Below are 19,791 nucleotides of genomic sequence, written 5' to 3' on the forward strand. Positions count from 1 at the left end.
ATATACGCCACGGTTATGTATCGGTTCGCGCGTCGGACGTTGTGCTCCCCGGACGGTGCTCCTAGTTTTGGGGTCTACGGTCCGTTTTGATCGTGACAAACACGACGGGAGCAGACGATGTTGACTGCAGTTCGAAAGAGGGCGATCCTCTCCACCGCGGGGATCGGGTTCACCGCGCTCACGCTGGCCGCCTGCACGAGCGGCCCGGGCGTCTCCAACGGCGGCGGCGGTGGCGGGGGCGACGGCGAGAGCGCCGAGGTGACCGTCTACGGCACGATCGTCGATGCCGAGGCGGAGCTCCTCGAGCAGTCCTGGGCGGACTGGGAGGAGGAGAACGGCATCGACATCGTCTACGAGGGCTCGCAGGAGTTCGAGGCGCAGATCGCCGTGCGCGCGCAGGGCGGCAACCCGCCGGACCTCGCGATCTTCCCGCAGCCGGGCCTCCTGGCCGACATGGCCAGCCGCGGCTACCTGCTCGAGGCGCCCGAGGGCGTCGTCTCCAACCTCCGCGAGCACTGGGCCGAGGACTGGGAGGGCTACGCGTCCTTCGACGGCACGGTCTACGGCGCGCCGCTGATGGCCAACGTGAAGGGCTGGATCTGGTACCAGCCGGCGTTCTTCGAGGAGAACGGCTACGAGGTCCCGACCGACTGGCAGGGTCTTCTCGACCTGACCCAGCAGATGGTCGACGACCACGGTCAGCCGCCGTGGTGCGCCGGCTTCGGCTCGGACGCCGCGACCGGATGGCCCGGCACCGACTGGATCGAGGACCTCGTCCTGCGCCAGGCCGGACCGGACGTGTACGACCAGTGGGTCGCGCACGAGGTGCCCTTCACCGACCCGCAGATCCAGGCCGCGTTCGACGAGACGGCGAAGATCCTGCTCAACCCGGAGTACGTCAACGCGGGCTTCGGCGACGTCTCCTCGATCGGCTCCACGCCGTTCGGCGACGTGGCGAACGCGCTCGTGTCGGGTGACTGCAAGCTGACGCACCAGGCGTCGTTCCTCGACGGCTTCATCGTGGACGCCGGCGGCGAGGTGGGCGAGGACGGCGACGTCTGGGCCTTCATGCTGCCGCCGTTCGAGTCGGGTGCCGAGGGCGAGGTCGTCACCGGTGGCGGCGAGATCGTCGGCGCGTTCAGCGACGACGAGGCGACCGTCAAGGTGCAGGAGTACCTGTCGAGCCCCGAGTGGGCCAACTCGCGCGTCTCGCTCGGCGGCGTGATCAGCGCCAACAAGGGCCTCGACCCCGCCAACGCGCAGAGCGCCATCCTGCAGGCGGCGATCGAGATCCTGCAGAACGAGGAGACCACGTTCCGCTTCGACGGCTCCGACCTGATGCCTTCGGCCGTGGGTGCGGGCTCGTTCTGGCAGGGCATGCGCGACTGGGTGAACGGCACGCCCACGGATCAGGTGCTCGAGCAGATCGAGTCGGGCTGGCCGGCTGAATAGCCCGACATGGCCGACTTCTTCGGATGGCTGAGCACGCTCTCGCCGTGGCTCGAGATCCCGATCATCATCGGGGTGTTCGTGTTCGCGGTGGGTGTGCTGCTCTTCTTCATCGAGATCGCGCCGCGCGCGGGCCGGGCGTACACCATCGCCCGGCTCGCCGCCTGCGTCCTGATCCCGCTCGGGATCATGTGGGCGCTGCAGTCGTGGTGGTGGGCGATCGCCGCCGCGGGAGTGCTGGGTCTGCTGTTCTTCTGGCTCGACCAGCGCTCCCGCGGGGGCGTCGGCTCGCTGTTCCAGCTGTTCGGCTTCCTCGCCCCTGCGCTCGCCCTGCTGCTGGTAGGCCTCGTCCTGCCGGTGATCCAGACCCTCGTCGCCTCGACCATGAACTCCCGGGGAACCGCGTTCGTGGGGCTCGACAACTTCGTGTGGATCCTCACGCAGCCGCAGGGCATCCGGACGATCGTGAACACGATCGTGTGGGTGCTGATCGCGCCCGTGGTCTCGACCGTGATCGGGCTCGTGTACGCGTACTTCATCGACAAGACACGGGGTGAGAAGGTCTACAAGATCCTCGTGTTCCTGCCGATGGCGATCTCGTTCGTGGGCGCGTCGATCATCTGGCGCTTCATGTACACGGCGCGTCCGGTGGATGCGGAGCAGATCGGCTTCGTGAATCAGATCATCGTCTGGCTCGGAGGCAGTCCGGTGCCGTTCCTGCAGGTGCAGCCCTGGAACACGCTCGCGCTCATCGTCGTGTTCGTCTGGATCTACACCGGGTTCGCCATGGTGGTGCTCTCGGCGGCGATCAAGGGCGTGCCCACGGAGCAGCTGGAGGCCGCCGAGCTCGATGGCGCCAACGGCTACGAGCGGTTCATGAACGTCGTGGTGCCGGGGATCCGGCCGTCGCTGATCGTCGTGCTGACGACCATCGCGATCGCGTCGATGAAGATCTTCGACATCGTCCGAACGATGACCGCAGGCGCGAACAACACGTCCGTGCTGGCGAACGAGATGTACCAGCAGTTCCGCAGCTTCGAGCCGGGCAGGTCGGCGGCGTACGCCGTGATCCTGTTCATCCTCGTGCTGCCGCTGGTCATCTACAACGCCAGGCAGCTCAAGGCCCAGAGGGAGGTGCGCTGATGACCGCGACCGAGCTGATCACGACCGGCCGCAAGGCGAAGGCGCCCGCCTTCGGGGAAGCCAAGCGGCGGCTGACGTCGCCGTGGGCGACGCTCGCGGCGATCATCATCGCGGCGATCTGGACGATCCCGACCTTCGGAATCCTGGTCTCCTCGTTCCGCCCGCGGGTGGAGATCCAGACCACCGGATGGTGGACGGCCCTGCAGAACTGGGGCTGGACGACGGAGAACTACGTCGAGGCGCTCAACACCTCGACGGGCGGGCTCAGCCTGCTGGGCGCGTTCGTGAACTCGTTCGCGATCACGCTGCCGTCGGCGATCATCCCGCTGATCCTGGCGACGTTGGCCGCGTACGGCTTCGCGTGGATGGAGTTCCGCGGCAAGAACCTGCTGTTCGTGCTGGTGTTCGCCCTCCAGATCGTCCCGATCCAGATGGCGTTCATCCCGCTGCTGCAGCTGTTCTCGCAGGGCGAGCTGTTCGGCTTCCCGATCATCCAGGCGTTCTCGGAGCAGGCCGGCTACGCGCAGGTCTGGATCGCGCACACGATCTTCGGCCTTCCGCTGGCGATCTTCCTGCTGCACAACTTCATCGCCCAGATCCCGGGGGAGGTGATCGAGGCGGCCCGCGTGGACGGCGCCGGGCACGGGCAGATCTTCTTCCGCATCGTGCTCCCGCTGAGCATGCCGGCCATCGCCTCGTTCGCGATCTTCCAGTTCCTGTGGGTCTGGAACGACCTGCTGGTGGCCTTGATCTTCGCCGACGGCAACGTGGCGCCGATCACGAAGCTGCTGGCGCAGATGGTGGGTCAGCGCGGCGAGGACTGGCACCTGCTCACGGCCGGCGCGTTCATCGCGATCATCGTGCCGCTGCTGGTGTTCCTGTTCCTGCAGCGCTACTTCGTGCGCGGCCTGCTGGCCGGCTCCGCCAAGGGGTGAGCGCGAAGGGCTGACGAGACGGAAGGCCCCCGGGATCCGCGCGGAGCGCACGGGTCCCGGGGGCCTTCTTCATGCGCCGGATGCGCCGGAGCGCGTCAGTCGCAGGCGAGGCGGGCGCGGACCGACTCCAGTGCCTGGATCTCGCGCTCCTGCGACTCGGCCATGCCCTCGGCGGTGCGCAGCACGATCGGGTCGCCGCCGAGGCGCTGGATGGCGTCCACCATCTCGATCGCGCCGGTGTGGTGCCGGATCATCAGCTCCGTGAAGAGGCAGTCCTGCTCGGCGCCGGTCGCGGCCCGCAGCTCGTCGAGCTCGGCGTCGCTCGCCATGCCCATCTCGGCTCGCAGCTCGTCCTCGCTCGCCGGCTCGCCCGTCGATCCGCCGTGGTCGTGGCCGCCGTCCTCGGCCATCCACGCCATGAGCGGATCCGAGCCGCGCTGGGGGAGACCCCAGTTGACGATCCAGCCGAACATCTGGCCGGACTGCTGCGCCTGCGCGGTCGCGATGTCGTACGAGATGAGGCGCAGCTCCTCGTCCGAGGTGGCGCGGTACTCGATCATCGCCATCTCGACCGCCTGGGCGTGGTGCACCTGCATGTCGCGCGCGAAGCCGACGTCGGCCGCGTTCGGGCCCGGCTCGGCGCCGCCGAAGGTCGAGAACCGGCCGATCGCGAAGGCGGTGCCGCCGACGAGCAGGATGCCGAGCGCGATCAGCGCCCAGGGACGCGGCCGGTACGGCGCGGTCTCCTCATCCGACATGGGTCAGATCTTGCCGGGGCCCTCGATGCCCGTGCACGAGGCGCCCAGCTCGGGGGCCGTGCCGCCCTGCCAGTACTCCTCGATGAACTGGGCGATGCGCGGGTCGTCGACCGAGTCGACCTTGAGCTGGTGCTCCCAGGCGCTGACGGCGATGGGGGTGTCGAGCCCCTCGTAGGGCGAGACGATCGCGTAGGTGCGCGGCGCCAGGGCCCGCAGCGCGTCGAGGTCGGCGCCCTGCACGACCGCGGGGTCGTAGGTGATCCACACCGCGCCGTGCTCGAGCGAGTGCACCGCGTTCTCGTTCGGCTGCGGCTCCGTGTACACGCCGCAGCTCAGCCACGCGCTGTTGTGCGGGCCGCCCGCGGGCGGGTTCTGCTCGTACTCGACGACGCCGTCGACGTGGTCGGACTCGAGCTCGAAGGTCTCGACGCCCTCGATCTCGACGCCCTCGCTGCCGGCCGTGTAGCTGCGCGGTGCGGTCACGAGAGAGGCCACGACGATCGCGGCCACGGCGAGGATCGCGGCGCCGCCGACGATCCACCACACGAGCTTGCCGCGCTGGCGCTTCTTCAGCTGACGCTGGTACTCGGCCAGCTTCTCCTGACGCTTCGCCTCACGCTGCTGCTTGGCGGTCTGCTGGAGCTGAGCCTGCTTGGCCGGATTGCCGGAACGCGGGGTGGAGGGCATAACAGAATCGTATGCGGTGCCGCTTGGGATCCGCTCAGTGGGACCGGTCCCCGGGGCGCCCCCGCGGGCGTAGCATGTATGTTTCCGCCGCCGACGAAAGCCTGCCGTGCCTGACGCCTCGAACCCGCGCACCGATTCGATCTCCCTCCCCTTCACCGGCCCCATCCCGATCCCGTCCGCCACCGGCGCGATCCGCACGCTCGGACCCGATCCGGCGACCGCGCCGATCGTCCTGCACCCGGGCGATGCGATCCCGGCGTCGCGCCGTCTCCTGTACGTGCTGCTGCTCGGCGCCCTGACCGCCCTCGGGCCCTTCACGGTGGACCTGTACCTGCCGGCGTTCCCCCTGCTGCAGGACGCGTTCGCGACGGACGAGGCGGCCATCCAGCTCACCCTGACCGGCACGATGATCGGCTTCGCCTTCGGGCAGCTGCTGGTCGGGCCGCTCAGCGACACGGTCGGGCGGCGGCTGCCGCTGCTGCTCGCCACCGCGCTCCATGTCGTGGCGAGCATGACCGCGGCGGTCGCGCCGAACCTGGCGCTGCTCGGGGCGTCGCGAGTCGCGATGGGCTTCGGCGCGGCCGCGGGCGCGGTCGCGGCCATGGCGATCGTGCGCGACCTGTTCGGCGGCAAGCGCCTGGTCGTCATGCTGTCGCGGCTCGCGCTCGTGACCGGCGTCGCGCCCGTGGTCGCCCCGCTCATCGGCTCGATGCTGCTCGGGGTGATGCCCTGGGAGGGCATCTTCTGGGTGCTGGCCGCCTACGGCGCGCTCATGCTCCTCGCGGCCCTGTTCGTGATCCCGGAGACCCTGCCGCGCGAGCGACGGCACGAGCGCGGCGCGAGCACCGTGTGGCAGCGCTATCGCTCGGTGCTGACGGACCGCGTGTACGTCGGCCTGCTGATCATCGGAGGCCTGACCTTCGCGGGGCTGTTCTCGTACCTGTCGGCCTCGCCGTTCCTGTTCCAGGAGAGCTACGGCTTCGACGAGGTGCAGTACGGGCTGCTGTTCGCGAGCAACTCCCTGGGCCTCGTGGTCGGCAACCAGGTCGCCGCCCGCCTCGCGGCGCGCTTCGGGCCGCAGTGGGTGCTGGCGTTCTCGACCGTCGTGCTCGTCGTCTCGGCGACGCTGATCGTGGTCTTCGACCAGCTGGGACTGGGGCTGTGGGGCACCGCGATCCCGCTGTGGTTCTTCATGACCGCGTGCGGGTTCACGTTCCCGTGCGTGCAGGTGCTGGCGCTGGACCGCCACGGCAAGGCCGCGGGCACGGCGGCCTCGCTGCTCGGCGCGAGCAACGCGGGCGTCGCGGGGCTCATCTCGCCGATCGTCGGCGCGGTCGCCGGGCCCGAGGGCATCACGGGCACGTCCATGGCCGTCGTCATGATCGGATGCGCGCTCGTCGCCGTGATCACGCTCTGGGCAGTCGTGCGGCCGCGTACGGTCGAGATGCTGAACCCCTGACCTGAACCCTGACGCGATCGAGGAGGAGGGCGCCATGAGCGGCGGCCAAGCGCGCACCCGACGCACGTGGATGTGGTGGGGCCTGGGTCTGCTCGCGGGCGGTCTGGCGGTCGGCGCCGTCCTGCAGATCCCCGGCATGGACCCGACGCCGGTCGACATCTGGTGGGACGCCGTCCTGTCGGCCACCCCGGACGGACCCGCGCTCCGGCTCTCGCTCCTCATGGACACCGTGGGAGGCGGGCGCTACGCCATCCTGTGGGTGCCGCTGGCGATCCTCGCACTGCTGCTCGCGCTGAAGCGGCCCTGGGCCGCGGGGTACTTCGCCGTCGCGCTCCTCGTGAGCGCCGGGCTCGTGCAGGTGCTCAAGCACGTGCTGGGGCGCGCCCGGCCCGAGGACATCCTGGTGACCGTGGATGTCGGGTCGTTCCCGTCTGGCCACGTCGCCAACGCCGCCACGCTGGGTATCGCGCTGTGGGTCATCCTGCCCCGGCCGTGGATGGCGGCGATCGCGGGCGTCTGGATAGCCGTCATGGCGTTCTCGCGCACGTACCTGTCGGCGCACTGGCTCACCGACACGGTCGGCGGCGCGCTGATCGGCGCCGGAGCCGCGCTGCTGGTCGCCGTCGCGTTCTCGCGGGGCCTGGTCGTGGAGCGGCGCGCTCGCCGCGGACGGGGCTGACGCGCCCTCTCACCGCGCGGCCGGCCGTCGCTAGGCTGGCGGCATGACCGCCGAGAAGGATCCCGCCGTCCTCGCCGCCGAGGCCGAGCTCGCCCGCCTGCAGGCCGAAGCCGAGGCCGCTGAAGCCGCCCTGCGCGCCGCCGAGGCGAAAGCTAGGCTCGCCGCCGCCCAGGCCGCCGCTGCGCAGGGGGAGGCAGGGGAGGCCGCGGATCCGGAGACCGCTCCGGCCGATCCCGTGCCCGGGGCGGAGACCGCCGCGGGGGACGCTCCCGAAGCCGTGGAGCAGGCTCCGGCGGACACGGCCTCGTCCGAGCCGGCGGAACGCGCTGCGAAGACCGAGGGCCCGCTCGATGCGGACGCCGTGCGGGCGATCGTCGACGGGTACACGTTCGAGACCACGACGCTCGACATCGGCGCGCTCGTCAACGGGGAGCCGCTGCCCGAGGCCCAGATCCGGATCCCGCTCGGCATGCTGAACCGCCACGGGCTGGTGGCGGGCGCCACCGGCACGGGCAAGACCCGGACCCTCCAGGGGCTCGCCGAGCAGCTGGCGGCCAAGGGCGTGCCGGTGTTCGCCGCCGACATCAAGGGCGATCTGTCGGGCATGGCCACGCCGGGCCAGCCGAGCGAGAAGCTCCTGGCCCGCACGAAGGGCATCGGGCAGGACTGGAAGCCCGAGGCGGCCGCGGTCGAGTACTTCGCGCTGGGCGGCATCGGCAAGGGCGTGCCGGTGCGCGCGACCGTGACCGGCTTCGGCCCGCTGCTGCTGTCGAAGGTCCTCGGGCTCAACGACACGCAGGAGTCGAGCCTGGGGCTCGTCTTCCACTACGCCGACAAGAAGGGGCTGCCGCTCGTCGACCTCGAGGACCTTCGGTCGGTGCTGACGTACCTGACCAGCGACGAGGGCAAGACCGAGCTGAAGGAGCTCGGCGGGCTCTCGAGCGCGACCGCGGGCGTCATTCTGCGCGAGCTCATCACGTTCGCCGAGGGCGGCGCCGACGTGTTCTTCGGCGAGCCGGAGTTCGACGTCGCCGACTTCCTGCGGATGGCGCCCGACGGGCGGGGATTCGTGTCGCTGCTCGAGGTGCCGGGCGTCGCGGACCGGCCTGAACTGTTCTCGACCTTCCTGATGTATCTGCTGGCCGAGCTGTTCGAGATCCTCCCCGAGGTCGGCGACCCCGAGAAGCCGAAGCTCGTGTTCTTCTTCGACGAGGCGCACCTGCTCTTCAAGGACGCGTCCAAGGACTTCCTCGCGGCCATCACCCAGACCGTGCGCCTGATCCGCTCGAAGGGCGTCGGGGTGTTCTTCGTGACGCAGACGCCCAAGGACGTGCATCCGGATGTGCTCGCGCAGCTGGGGTCGCGCGTGCAGCACCAGCTGCGGGCGTTCACACCGGACGATGCCAAGGCGTTGCGGGCGACCGTGGGGACGTACCCGAAGTCGGGATACGACCTCGAGCGCGTGCTCCAGGAACTCGGCACCGGCGAGGCGATCGTGACCGTGATGAGCGAGAAGGGCGCGCCGACACCGGTCGCGTGGACGCGCGTGCGCGCGCCGCAGGGCCTCATGGAGCCGACGCCCGAGGCGCAGATCGACGCGGCCGTGGCCGCGTCGCCGCTCACGCCCAAGTACGGGGAGCGGGTCGACCGCGAGTCGGCGTACGAGATCCTGACGGCCAAGATGAACGCGGCCGACGCCGCGGCTCGGCAGGCCGAGGTCGACGCCGAGCTGGCGAAGCAGCAGGCCGAGCTCGCGAAGGCGAACGCCGCCGCCGAGCGGAAGGCGCAGCAGGAGTACGAGCGCCTGCTCAAGAAGACCTCGGGCGGCTCGCGGCGCACGTCGTCGCGCGCCGAGAGGTCGACGATAGAGAAGGTGCTCGGCTCGCGGACGACGCAGACGCTGATCAACAGCGTGATCCGCGGCATCTTCGGCACCGGCCGGCGCCGCTGAGGTGCAGGTCAGCGGCTGAGCAGAAGCAGCCGAACGAGGTCGTCGCCGAGCAGTTCGGCGCCGTCGGCCGCGACCACAGCGAATGTGTCGCGGGCGTCGACGCACAGCCCGAGCTCGAGGGGTCGCGTCTCGATCTCGCCGCCCTTGCGCTGGATCACGAGCGTCGCTCCGGCGACGTCGCCGAGGCTCGTGACGAAGTGCTGCCGGCCCGGCGGCACGTCATCGCACAGGCTCGGCGCCGGCGGCGCGGCGGCCAGGTGCCCGGCGACCGCTGACAGCGTCGTGCGGGCCTCGCCTTGCTGTGCCACGGGGGACGTGTACCGGATGCTCAACGTCGCGTCGGCGTCCCACTGCTGCGGAGAGGGCGTCAGTGCGGCGGACGCGAGGCCGGCGGAGTCGAAGCGCACGGTCTGGGCGGCGCCGTCGAAGACGAGCTGCGCCGAGACATCCGGCTCGCCGCTGAGTGGAACCACGATCTGGCCCGGCTGCGCGCCCCGGTTCGCCTGCCCGAACGCGAGCGCCGAGTCGATCAGGATGTCCTGCCCCGCCAGCAGGTCGCCGAGGCTGCGGGTGACGGCACCCGTCTCCCGGTACGTCACGGCGACCGCCAGGTCGAGCGCGTAGCCGTGGACTTCGGGCGCGAGCGTCACAGCGGCGAGTCCCGCGGGATCGAAGCGCACCTCGGCGACAGGCGCGCCGCCGGCGGTCACGGCGGCGTCCGCGTCGACCGCTCCGCGCAGGGCGATCCTCACCTCGCCGGACTCCTTCGAGGCTTCGACGCCCACGACGTCGATCGGCGCGAGCTCCGTCGGGGGGACCGGCTCATCAGTCGTCGGGGGCGTCTCGCGCTCCTCCGGCGCGAGCGCAGCGAGCAGCGCATCCCGGATCCCCAGGCCGTTCAGCGAGAGCGACGCGGGAGCACCCTCGCCGCTCGTGTACGCGACCTCGAGGGTCACGTCGGCGAGCGCCTGCTCGTGCGTGAGCGAGAACACGAGCGTGGCCGCGCCTTCCGGGCCGAGCGTGCCGACGACCGCGGGCTCGGTGCCGGCCATCGCCACCGCGAGCGGGACCCCGACCGACAGCCCGCCGCCCGCCGTGGTCGCGTCCGACAGCGCGTACACGGCGACCTCGCGATCGGCGTCGCCGCGAACGTCGAGCTCGACCGTGCCGTCGTCGCGCACCCGCGCGCCGTCGAGCACCAGATCGAGAGCCTCGACCTCGTCGACGACCTCATCCACCACCTCTGCAGGAGCGGGCAGCGCGCTCTCCACCGCAGGAGGCGCCGAGCGCACAACGGGCGCGGTGCTGCGCGGGGGCACGGGTTCGAGCGTGGGCGTCGGCGCGGGCGTGGCTCGCGGGGGCGCGGGCTCGGCGGCGTCGTCCATGGCGTTCGCGAGGGCGTCGATCAGCGCGGGGTCGGCCTCGACAGCCGCTGCGGGAGGCGCGGCCTCGTCGGCGGCGGACGGCGCCGTGGTCGGCGACGGGCCGCCCGGGTTGAGGACCGACGCGACGACCGCGCCCGCGACGGCGACGGCGGCCGCGGCTGCCGCGACCAGTCCGCCGACGGTCCAGGCCGTGCCCGACGATCCCGACGACCCGGACGAGCTCGAGGAGCCCGCGCCGCCGACGCCGGCGAGCAGGCCGCCGCCGGCGACCACCGCGCCCTCGACGACGCTCGACGGCATCGCCGCCAGCGCGACGATCGCGGCGTCGTCGCGCTGCAGCGACGCGAGATAGGTGGCCGTGGCGGACACACCGATCGTGAGCGGCAGGAGCACCAGCGCGAGCCGGCTGCCGACCTCCTTGGCCTCGCTCGCCACGATCGCGCACCGGGCGCACGAGCCGAGGTGGCTGTCGAGGCGCTCGCGCTGCTGCGCGGTGAGGTTGCCCAGCGTGTGCGCGCCGAGGCGCTCGATCGCCCACCGGCACTCCGAGCCGTCGGCGACCGTGGCCAGATGGGCCTGGATCCACGCCTCGCGCAGGCCCTCGCGGGCGCGGAACGCGAGCTGCGCGACCGCGACCGGCTTCATCCCGAGCAGGGGAGCGATCTCGGCCGGCTTGAGCTGCTCGATCTCGGTGTACCAGAGCACCTCCTGCCAGCGCGTGGGCAGGCTGCGGAACGCCGTGTGGGTCAGGCTGCGGTCGAGCGCGGCGAGGGTCGCCTCGTCGGTCGACTCGGGACCCTCCAGCGTCTCGAGCTCGTCGATCGTCTGCTCGCTCTGCGTGCGTCCCCACCCCGCGGCGGTGTTGCGGATCGACGTGAACAGGTAGGCGCGGAACGAGCCCGTCGGGCCGCCGCCGCGCTGGATGGCCTGGAAGATGCGGGCGTAGGCCTCCTGCACCAGGTCGTCGGGGTCGATCGAGGACGTGACCGACCGAGCCACGACGATGCCGGAGCGGTAGTGGCGGCGCCACAGCTCGCCGAACGCCTCGCCGTCGCCCGAGCGCGAACGCAGCACGAGATCCGCGTCGGGCGCGGTCTCCGGGGCGTCGGGAGTCTCGTTCGTGGTCATGATCCTGCTCAGGCGAGGCGAAGGGCGGGTCATCCGCCACGGGCGCGTCGGGCACGCGCACACGGCTCCCATTGTGTCCCGGACACGGGTGTCCGCGCCAGCGGAGAGCCGGATTATCGGGCGATTCCGGGCTCCGGAGGCCCTTGTCTGAGAGCTCTGAAAAAACTTCCGGAACCCGCGTAATAGATCCCCCGTCGCCGCATCTCTTGGGGTGAGAGCACCGATGTCCGCTCCGCGTTGCCGGGGGGCTCGCGGACGGCAGGCGCCCGGGGATGCCCATTCCCAGCGCAACGGGGCTCGAGAGGTTCTCGGGGGAGGGCTCTCGGCCCCGTTTCTCACGATGGGGCCGGTGCGGCACGACCGAGGTGCCGCCCACCGGCCGGGGCGGTGCGGGCGCGGAGGACCTGGGGAGGAACCTCCGCGCCCCGCCCCGGAACACGAGCCGAGGCGGCCTACGGTCAGCCGATCGGGTCCGCGACCTCGAGGTCCACGCCGGCCGTCGCCGCGCCGTCCGCGATCTCCACGCGCGCGCCCAGCGACGCATCGACCGCCGCGCCGGGCGATTCGCCGTCGACCGACGCACCGAGCGCCGCCTCCGGGCTCGGGTCCGCCGAGACGCCGGCGCCGATCGAGGCGTCGATCGAGGCGTCGATCGAGGCGTCGACTGCGGCGTCGACTGCGGCGTCGACTGCGGCGTCGACCGGGACCGGCACGGTCAGCCCGGCCGAGCCGTCGATCGTCGCCGAGTCCTCCGTGATCGCGATCTCGCCCCGGACCGAGTCCAGTGCGTCCACCCCGGCGGAGACGCCGTCGCCGCCGGCCGCCACGTCGAGATCGACGACCCCCGCGACCTCCGCGGCGACGGTGACCTCGCCGGGCGGCGTGGGTGCCGGTGCGATCGGCACGGGGAGCGACGGCTCGGGAGCCGGGGGCACCACGACGGGCGCCGAAGGGGCCGTGACCGCCGGTGCCGGCGTCGTCTCGGGAGCGGCCGATCGCGTCTCGGCCACCGGTGGGGTGGCGGTTCCGGGCATCGGCGCCTGCGTCGTCGCGAGGTCCGAGACCGGCGCGGGCGACACGGGAGCCGCGGCCACGGCCCCGCCGACCAGGGCGCCGGCCAGCGCCAGGGTCGCGAACCCGGTCGACACGAGCGTGCCGACGGCGAGGGTGCCCGACGCGGCGATCGTGAGCGCTCCCGTGGGCGCCAGCGCGGCGGGAAGGGGCGTGAGGGCGGAGGCGGCCGCCATCGCGCGCCCCGCCGGCGCCAGGTAGGCTGCCGCGGCGGCGGAGCCGATCAGCGCAGGAAGAAGCGCGGGTGCGAGGCGGGTCCCCACGTGGCGAGCCTCCGCGGCCACCTCTGCACACGGTGGGCACGCCTGCAGATGCGCGTCGACCCGCGCACGTCTCGAGGCCGTGAGGGTGCCGCGCGCGTGGGCGCCCAGGCGCTCGATGGTCCGGCGCAGTCCTCGCCGTCGCCCATCGTGGCCACGTGGGCCTGGATCCAGGCCTCACGCAGGCCCTCGCGTGCACGGAAGGCGAGCTGCTTCACGGCACCCGGCGTCATCCCGAGCAGCGGCGCGGCCTCACCGGGGCCCAGCCCCTCGACCTCGCAGTACCAGAGCACCTCCTGCCAGCGGCTCGGCAGGGTGCGGAACGCGTGGAGGACCCGCCAGTGGTCGTCGGCGGCCAGCAGGGCGTCCTCGGTGGTCGTCGGATCCGGCACGGCCTCGAGCTCCTCGATCGCGGAGGTCTCGCGCCGCGCGCGCGCCCACGAGACGGCCGTGTTCCGGATGGCCGTGAACAGGTAGGCGCGGAACGGTCCCGTGGGGCCGCCGCCGCGGCGCAGGATCCCGAACACCCGGGCGAACGACTCCTGCACAAGGTCGTCCGCGTCGGCGGCCGCGCCCGTCGACCGAGCCACCGCGAGCGCCGCACGATGATGCCGGTCCCAGAGGGCGGCGAACGCGTGGGCGTCGCCCGCGCGCGAGCGGCGCACGAGCTCCGCGTCGGGGAGCGACGGATCGGCGGGGCTGGGTTGCACGGCGGACCTGCTTCGGGGAGTCCCGGCGGCGGCGCCGCCGGGGTGCACGGACCCCTCGATTGTCGCGCGTCGACCGGCCTCGCCCAACGGTGCCCAGGTAGCGCGCGGGCACCCTCGGAAGATCTCGTGGGGAAACCGCGTGACCGATCCGGGATCCGTGCGTCTCTCCTATGAAGACGTCGCCGGACGCGGGCGAGAGGGGGGTTCGCGTCCGGCTGCACAGCAGCGATTCGGGTTCGGCTGCCGTGCGGGGCCCGGACTGCTCGGGGGAGGAGCTCCGGGCCCCGACTCTTCCGACCGTCCCCTGGCGGGATCAGGTCGTCGCGGCCGGCCGCCCCGCAGCCGCTACACTGGGCGTGTCGCGACTGGCGTTGAGGTGGTGCACCACCGGGAAGCGACCGAGACGGCATTCGACCGCACGCCTGGGCCGATGCGAGCATCCCTACCCGCACGTCGTCTGGAGATCGCCATGACCGATCCGCTGTTCAACGCCCCCCTCGCCGAGGTCGACCCCGAGATCGCGCAGGTGCTGCAGCGCGAGCTCGACCGGCAGCGCGGATTCCTCGAGATGATCGCATCCGAGAACTTCGTGCCCGTCTCGGTGCTCGAGTCGCAGGGCTCGGTGCTCACCAACAAATACGCCGAGGGCTACCCCGGCCGCCGCTACTACGGCGGCTGCGAGGAGGTCGACGTCGCCGAGGAGCTGGCCATCCAGCGCGCGAAGGACCTGTTCGGCGCCGAGTTCGCCAACGTCCAGCCGCACTCGGGCGCCTCCGCGAACGCGGCCGTGCTGCACGCCATCGCCCGCCCCGGCGACACCATCCTGGGCCTGTCTCTCGACCACGGCGGTCACCTCACGCACGGCATGAAGATCAACTTCTCGGGCCGCCTGTACGACATCGTGGCGTACGGCGTGGACCCCGAGACGTCGATGATCGACATGGACGAGGTCCGTCGCCTCGCCGTCGAGCACAAGCCGAAGGTGATCATCGCCGGCTGGTCGGCGTACCCGCGTCAGCTCGACTTCGCCGCGTTCCGCGCGGTCGCCGACGAGGTCGGCGCCCTCCTGTGGGTCGACATGGCCCACTTCGCGGGTCTCGTCGCCGCGGGTCTGCACCCGAGCCCCGTGCCGCACGCGCACGTCGTCTCGTCGACCGTGCACAAGACCATCGGCGGCCCCCGTTCGGGCTTCATCCTGTCGAACGACCCCGAGATCGCGAAGAAGATCAACTCCGCCGTCTTCCCGGGCCAGCAGGGCGGCCCGCTCATGCACGTGATCGCCGCGAAGGCGACCGCGTTCAAGCTCGCGGCGACGGACGCGTTCAAGGACCGCCAGGAGCGCACGCTGCGCGGCGCGAAGATCCTCGCCGAGCGCCTGTCGCAGCAGGACGTCGCGGACGCCGGCATCACGATCCGCTCGGGCGGCACAGACGTGCACCTGGTGCTCGTCGACCTGCGCAACGCCGCGATCGACGGCAAGCAGGCCGAGGACCTGCTGCACGAGATCCGCATCACCGTGAACCGCAACTCGGTGCCGAACGACCCGCGCCCGCCGATGACCACCTCGGGTCTGCGCATCGGCACGCCCGCGCTCGCGACCCGCGGCTTCGGCGACGCCGAGTTCACCGAGGTGGCCGACGTCATCGCCCTCGCGCTTCTGCCCGGCGCCGACCTGCCCGCGCTGCGCGAGCGCGTCGCGCGCCTCGCCGACGCTTTCCCGCTCTACCCCGGTCTCGGCGAGTAAGCGTGGTCGCGCAGAGGCTCGACGGTGTCGCCACCGCGAAGGCGATCAAGGAGGAGCTGGCCCAGCGGGTCGCCGTGCTCAAGGAGCGCGGCGTCACGCCCGGTATCGCGACCGTGCTCGTCGGCGCCGATCCGGCGTCGCAGCTGTACGTCGGGATGAAGCACAAGCAGTCCGAGGCGATCGGGATGAACTCGATCCAGCGGGAGCTGCCGGCGGATGCGTCGCAGGAGCAGGTGGAGGCGCTGATCGACGAGCTCAACGCCGATCCGTCGTGCCACGGGTACATCGTGCAGCTGCCGCTGCCGAAGCACCTGGACACCGACGCGATCCTGGAGCGGATCGACCCGGCCAAGGACGCGGACGGCCTGCACCCGACGAACCTCGGGCGCCTCGTGCTGAACGTCAACTCGCCGATCACGACGCCGCTGCCGTGCACGCCGCGCGGCGTGATCGAGCTGCTCACCCGCAACGGGTACGACCTGAAGGGCAAGCACGTCGTGGTGGTCGGCCGCGGCGTCACGATCGGCCGGCCGATGGGCCTGCTGCTCACGCGCCGCGACGTGAACGCGACCGTGACCCAGGTGCACACCGGAACGCCCGACATGGGCCCGTACCTGCGCCAGGCGGACGTGATCGTCGCCGGCGCGGGCGTGAAGCACCTCGTGAAGGCCGAGGACGTCAAGCCCGGCGCCGCCGTGCTGGACGTGGGCGTGACCCGCGAGCAGGACCCCGAGACCGGCAAGCAGAAGGTGTTCGGCGACGTGCACCCGGATGTGGCCGAGGTCGCCGGATTCCTGTCGCCCAACCCGGGCGGCGTGGGCCCGATGACGGTCGCGCTCCTGATGACCAACGTCGTGGAGGCGGCCGAGCGCTCGATCGCCTGAGCAGACCGCACAAGCGCCCCGGGACCTCGGTCCCGGGGCGCTTGCGTGTGGGGCGGATCAGGCCTCCTGGTGGCGGTCCAGGAACTCGAACACCGCGGTCTCGTCGACGCCGGGGAAGCGGCCGCGGGGGAGCGGCGCGAAGATGTGCGTGTGCACGCGGGCGCTCGGCCAGGCGCGGTCGCGCCAGCGGGCGGCCTGCTCCGCGGGGGCCCGGCGGCAGCAGCTCTCGTCGGGGCACGTCGAGACCTCGCGGTTCTGGGTCTCGCGGCCGCGCCACCACTTCGCGTCGTCGAAGCGCACGCCGACCGTGATCGAGAACCCGCCGTGGTCGCTCGTGCCGGTCTGCGTCGAGCACCAGAAGGTGCCGCCCGGGGTGTCGGTGTACTGGTAGTGCTCGGTCGTGCGGTTCTGCTGGTCGAACGCGTCGCGCGCGGCGAACTTGCGGCACACGATCTGACCCTCGACCGAGCCCGTGACGTCCTCGGGCACGGGCAGGCCGTCATTCTCGTAGACGCGCTCGATCTGCCCGGCCTCACCCACGCGCAGGAAGTGCAGCGGCATGTCCAGGTGCGTCGTGAGCAGGTTGGTCATCCGCATCGCCGCCGCCTCGTGCGTGACGCCGAACGCGTCGCGGAAGTCCTCGACGGCGAGGTTGCGGTCCTTCTTGGCCTGCTGCAGGAACGCCACCGAGTTGCCCTCCGGCATCAGGCAGCACGCGGCGTAGTAGTTGATCTCGAGCCGCTGCTGCAGGAAGTCGGCGTACGACGTGGGCGGCTTGTGGCCGAGCAGCCGGTGCGCCATGGCCTGCAGTGCCATCGAACGCAGGCCGTGCCCGCCGGGGATGGAGGCGGGCGGCAGATAGATGCGGCCGTTCTCGAGGTCGGTGATCGACCGGGTCGACGGCGGCAGGTCGTTCGCGTAGATGAGCTCGAAGCCCAGCTGCTCGGCCATGATGCTCACCGTGCGGTGCGTCAGGGCGCCCTGCACATGGCCCGCGGCCTTGAGCTGGCGCTCGGCGAGCTGCTCCAGCTCGGGCAGGTGGTTGTCGAGCGAGCGCATGCGCAGGCGCAGCTCGGTGTTGGCGCGCCGGGCCTCCTCGGGCGTCGCGATCGCCTCGCTCTCGCGGCGCTGCAGCTCGCGGTGCAGGCCGAGGATCGATTCGATCGTCTCGTCGGGCAGCGTCTTGGTGACCTTCACCGGGGGGATGCCGAGGCTGCGGAACACCGAGCTCGACTGCGCCTTCTCGAGTTCGATCTCCAGGGCCGCGCGGCGGTTCGGCGGCTCGCCCGAGATCAGGTCGGTCACCGCCGTGTGCGTCGCGGCCGCGATCGCCTGCAGCAGCGACAGCTTCGGCTCGCGCTTGCCGTTCTCGATCAGGCTGAGCTGGCTGCCCGCCACGCCGACCGCGGCGCCGAGCTCGTCGAGCGTGAATCCCTGCTGCAGCCGGTAGTGCCGGATCCGGTGGCCGAGCGTCTTCAGCTCGATCCCGCTCTTGTGATCGTCACGAGGGGTCATTCCTTGATCATATCTAAAGATTTCGGATTCTTTTGCTCCGATTGGTCGGAAAGGAGCGCCCGAGCGGGGTCATCCTGGAGAAGTCCCCCGCAACCCTCTTGGTTAGGAACTACGGATGGCCATCATCGAGAGCCCCACCGCCCGTGCGACGACGGAGTTCGCATCGTTCGGCGCCCAGCCCGACATCGACGGACCGGGCATGGCCGCCCTCGTTGCGTGGGTCGACGAGGTCGCCGCGCTCACGCAGCCGGACCGCATCCACTGGGTCGACGGCTCGGCCGAGGAGAACGCCGCGCTGCTCGAGCAGATGGTGGCGGACGGCACGCTGATCAAGCTGAACGACGAGAAGCGCCCGGGCTCGTACCTGGCGCGCTCGGACGAGGGCGACGTCGCCCGCCTCGAGTCGCGCACCTTCATCTCGTCGGAGCGCGAGGAGGACGCCGGCCCGACCAACAACTGGGTCGCGCCCGCCGAGATGCGCGCCACGCTGCGCCCCCTGTTCGAGGGCTCCATGCGGGGCCGCACGATGTTCGTCGTGCCGTTCTCGATGGGCAAGATCGGCGGCCCGATCTCGCAGCTCGGCGTGCAGCTGACCGACAGCCCCTACGCGGTCGTCTCGATCGAGATCATGACCCGCGTGGGCGACGCCGTCACGGAGCTGATCGCCGAGGGCAAGCCGTGGGTGCGCACCGTGCACTCGGTCGGCGCCCCGCTGCGCGACGGCGAGGAGGACGTCGCCTGGCCCAGCAACGACGAGAAGTACATCGTGCACTTCCCGGACACGCTCGAGGTGTGGTCGTTCGGCTCGGGCTACGGCGGCAACGCGATCCTGGCCAAGAAGTGCTACGCGCTGCGCATCGCCTCGGTGCTCGGCCGCGACCAGGGCTGGATGGCCGAGCACATGCTCCTCATCCGCGTGCTCGACCCGCAGGGCCGCGCCTACCACGTGGCCGCCGCGTTCCCGTCGGCCTGCGGCAAGACCAACCTCGCGATGCTGCGTCCGACCATCCCGGGATGGAAGGTCGAGACGCTCGGCGACGACATCACCTGGATCCGCCCGGGTGAGGACGGCCGCCTGTACGCGATCAACCCCGAGGCCGGGTTCTTCGGCGTCGCGCCCGGCACGGGCGAGTCGACCAACGTCACCGCGGTCGAGACGCTGTGGGGCAACGTCCTCTTCACGAACGTCGCGCTCACCGACGACGGCGACGTCTGGTGGGAGGGCCTGACCGACGAGGCGCCCGACCACCTGATCGACTGGCGCGGCGACGACTGGACGCCCGACTCGGGCCGCCCGGCCGCGCACCCGAACTCCCGCTTCACGGTCTCGGCCGCTCAGGCGCCCTCGATCGCGGACGACTGGGAGGAGGCGGTGCCGCTCGATGTCATCCTGTTCGGCGGACGTCGCGCCACCAACGTGCCGCTCGTCGTCGAGTCGTTCAACTGGGAGCACGGTGTGTTCCTCGGATCGACCATCTCGTCGGAGCGCACCGCAGCGGCCGAGGGCAAGGTCGGCGAGCTGCGCCGCGACCCGTTCGCCATGATGCCGTTCTGCGGCTACAACATGGGCGACTACATGGCGCACTGGCTCGAGATGGGCGGCAAGGCCGAGAAGCTCCCGAGGATCTACCAGGTCAACTGGTTCCGCCGCGGTGCGGACGGCCGGTTCCTGTGGCCCGGATTCGGCGACAACTCGCGCGTGATCGACTGGGTCATCCGCCGCCTGCAGGGCGAGGCGGAGGCGGTCGTGACCCCGATCGGCCTCATCCCCGCTCCGGGTTCACTGAACCTCGACGGCATCGAGGTGCCGCAGGAGGACCTGGACGAGCTGTTCTCCATCGACCCCGATGCCTGGCTCGAGGAGGCCGACCTCACCGAGGAGTTCTACTCGCTCTTCGGCGACAAGACCCCGGCGGCCCTGCGTGCGCAGCTCGACGCGCTCCGCACCCGCCTCAAGGCTGCGAAGGACTGACCGCACTCGGTCCTTCGCCGCGGGCTCGCCCGGTGCCGCACACACCGGAGCCCGCGACGTG

At 71.5% G+C, this 19,791-nt stretch carries 14 protein-coding genes and 2 pseudogenes; 9 read left to right on the top strand and 7 right to left on the bottom strand.

Annotation, left to right across the window (positions count from 1 at the left end; translation table 11 throughout):
* The first annotated feature begins 117 nt into the window (after window positions 1-117).
* The 3 genes from B5M43_RS06150 to B5M43_RS06160 are packed head-to-tail and all read left to right on the top strand — an operon-like array spanning window position 118 to window position 3,527.
* Window positions 118-1,452 carry an ABC transporter substrate-binding protein gene (locus B5M43_RS06150; protein WP_134746721.1) on the top strand — a complete coding sequence of 445 codons (1,335 nt, stop codon included), beginning with the start codon at window positions 118-120 and terminating at the stop codon, window positions 1,450-1,452.
* A gap of 6 nt (window positions 1,453-1,458) precedes the next feature.
* On the top strand, window positions 1,459-2,592 hold the full coding sequence (locus tag B5M43_RS06155) for a carbohydrate ABC transporter permease (protein WP_055992769.1): 1,134 nt from the start codon (window positions 1,459-1,461) through the stop codon (window positions 2,590-2,592).
* Window positions 2,592-3,527, top strand: coding sequence for a carbohydrate ABC transporter permease (locus tag B5M43_RS06160; RefSeq protein WP_134746719.1), 936 nt, complete (start codon window positions 2,592-2,594; stop codon window positions 3,525-3,527). The genes B5M43_RS06155 and B5M43_RS06160 overlap by 1 nt, the downstream gene beginning before the upstream one ends.
* 95 nt (window positions 3,528-3,622) lie before the next feature.
* On the opposite strand, the gene B5M43_RS06165 is transcribed toward B5M43_RS06160, so the two are convergent.
* Together B5M43_RS06165 and B5M43_RS06170 are read right to left on the bottom strand one after the other, a co-directional pair.
* Window positions 3,623-4,285, bottom strand: a complete 663-nt coding sequence (locus B5M43_RS06165) for a DUF305 domain-containing protein (protein ID WP_134746717.1) — start codon at window positions 4,283-4,285, stop codon at window positions 3,623-3,625.
* A 3-nt stretch (window positions 4,286-4,288) separates the two neighbouring features.
* On the bottom strand, window positions 4,289-4,972 hold the full coding sequence (locus tag B5M43_RS06170; RefSeq protein ID WP_134746715.1) for a DUF3105 domain-containing protein: 684 nt from the start codon (window positions 4,970-4,972) through the stop codon (window positions 4,289-4,291).
* Window positions 4,973-5,078: 106 nt separating this feature from the next.
* Between B5M43_RS06170 and B5M43_RS06175 the strand changes: the two genes are divergently transcribed.
* The 3 genes from B5M43_RS06175 to B5M43_RS06185 are packed head-to-tail and all read left to right on the top strand — an operon-like array spanning window position 5,079 to window position 9,061.
* Window positions 5,079-6,431, top strand: coding sequence for a multidrug effflux MFS transporter (locus B5M43_RS06175; protein ID WP_134746713.1), 1,353 nt, complete (start codon window positions 5,079-5,081; stop codon window positions 6,429-6,431).
* Window positions 6,432-6,465: 34 nt separating this feature from the next.
* Complete coding sequence (locus B5M43_RS06180) at window positions 6,466-7,110, top strand: phosphatase PAP2 family protein (RefSeq protein ID WP_230667718.1); 645 nt, start codon at window positions 6,466-6,468, stop codon at window positions 7,108-7,110.
* A gap of 43 nt (window positions 7,111-7,153) precedes the next feature.
* The gene (locus tag B5M43_RS06185) at window positions 7,154-9,061 is read left to right on the top strand and encodes a helicase HerA-like domain-containing protein (protein WP_134746711.1); all 1,908 of its coding nucleotides are present in this window, start codon (window positions 7,154-7,156) and stop codon (window positions 9,059-9,061) included.
* Window positions 9,062-9,069: 8 nt separating this feature from the next.
* On the opposite strand, the gene B5M43_RS06190 is transcribed toward B5M43_RS06185, so the two are convergent.
* From B5M43_RS06190 to B5M43_RS06200, 4 genes and pseudogenes are all read right to left on the bottom strand, one after another.
* On the bottom strand, window positions 9,070-11,574 hold the full coding sequence (locus tag B5M43_RS06190) for a sigma-70 family RNA polymerase sigma factor (RefSeq protein ID WP_167626810.1): 2,505 nt from the start codon (window positions 11,572-11,574) through the stop codon (window positions 9,070-9,072).
* A gap of 458 nt (window positions 11,575-12,032) precedes the next feature.
* Entirely contained in the window at window positions 12,033-12,908 is an 876-nt protein-coding gene (locus tag B5M43_RS06195) for a hypothetical protein (protein WP_167626809.1), read from the bottom strand.
* A 69-nt stretch (window positions 12,909-12,977) separates the two neighbouring features.
* Window positions 12,978-13,079 (bottom strand): annotated as a pseudogene (locus tag B5M43_RS15430) (hypothetical protein); the annotation flags it as partial.
* 11 nt (window positions 13,080-13,090) lie between these two features.
* Window positions 13,091-13,663, bottom strand: a pseudogene (locus B5M43_RS06200) (RNA polymerase sigma factor); the annotation flags it as partial.
* Between the two features lie 421 nt (window positions 13,664-14,084).
* Here B5M43_RS06200 and glyA point away from each other — a divergent pair.
* The gene (gene glyA, locus B5M43_RS06205) at window positions 14,085-15,359 is read left to right on the top strand and encodes a serine hydroxymethyltransferase (protein ID WP_134746946.1); all 1,275 of its coding nucleotides are present in this window, start codon (window positions 14,085-14,087) and stop codon (window positions 15,357-15,359) included.
* Window positions 15,360-15,361: 2 nt separating this feature from the next.
* Window positions 15,362-16,243, top strand: coding sequence for a bifunctional methylenetetrahydrofolate dehydrogenase/methenyltetrahydrofolate cyclohydrolase (locus B5M43_RS06210; RefSeq protein ID WP_055992797.1), 882 nt, complete (start codon window positions 15,362-15,364; stop codon window positions 16,241-16,243).
* Window positions 16,244-16,300: 57 nt separating this feature from the next.
* On the opposite strand, the gene B5M43_RS06215 is transcribed toward B5M43_RS06210, so the two are convergent.
* Window positions 16,301-17,758 carry an XRE family transcriptional regulator gene (locus B5M43_RS06215; protein WP_055992800.1) on the bottom strand — a complete coding sequence of 486 codons (1,458 nt, stop codon included), beginning with the start codon at window positions 17,756-17,758 and terminating at the stop codon, window positions 16,301-16,303.
* Window positions 17,759-17,873: 115 nt separating this feature from the next.
* On the opposite strand from B5M43_RS06215, the gene B5M43_RS06220 reads away from it, so the two are divergent.
* Window positions 17,874-19,730 carry a phosphoenolpyruvate carboxykinase (GTP) gene (locus B5M43_RS06220; protein ID WP_134746948.1) on the top strand — a complete coding sequence of 619 codons (1,857 nt, stop codon included), beginning with the start codon at window positions 17,874-17,876 and terminating at the stop codon, window positions 19,728-19,730.
* Window positions 19,731-19,791 lie beyond the last annotated feature (61 nt).

It is taken from the genome of Microbacterium sp. MEC084 (assembly GCF_004514465.2).
Taxonomy (GTDB): domain Bacteria; phylum Actinomycetota; class Actinomycetes; order Actinomycetales; family Microbacteriaceae; genus Microbacterium.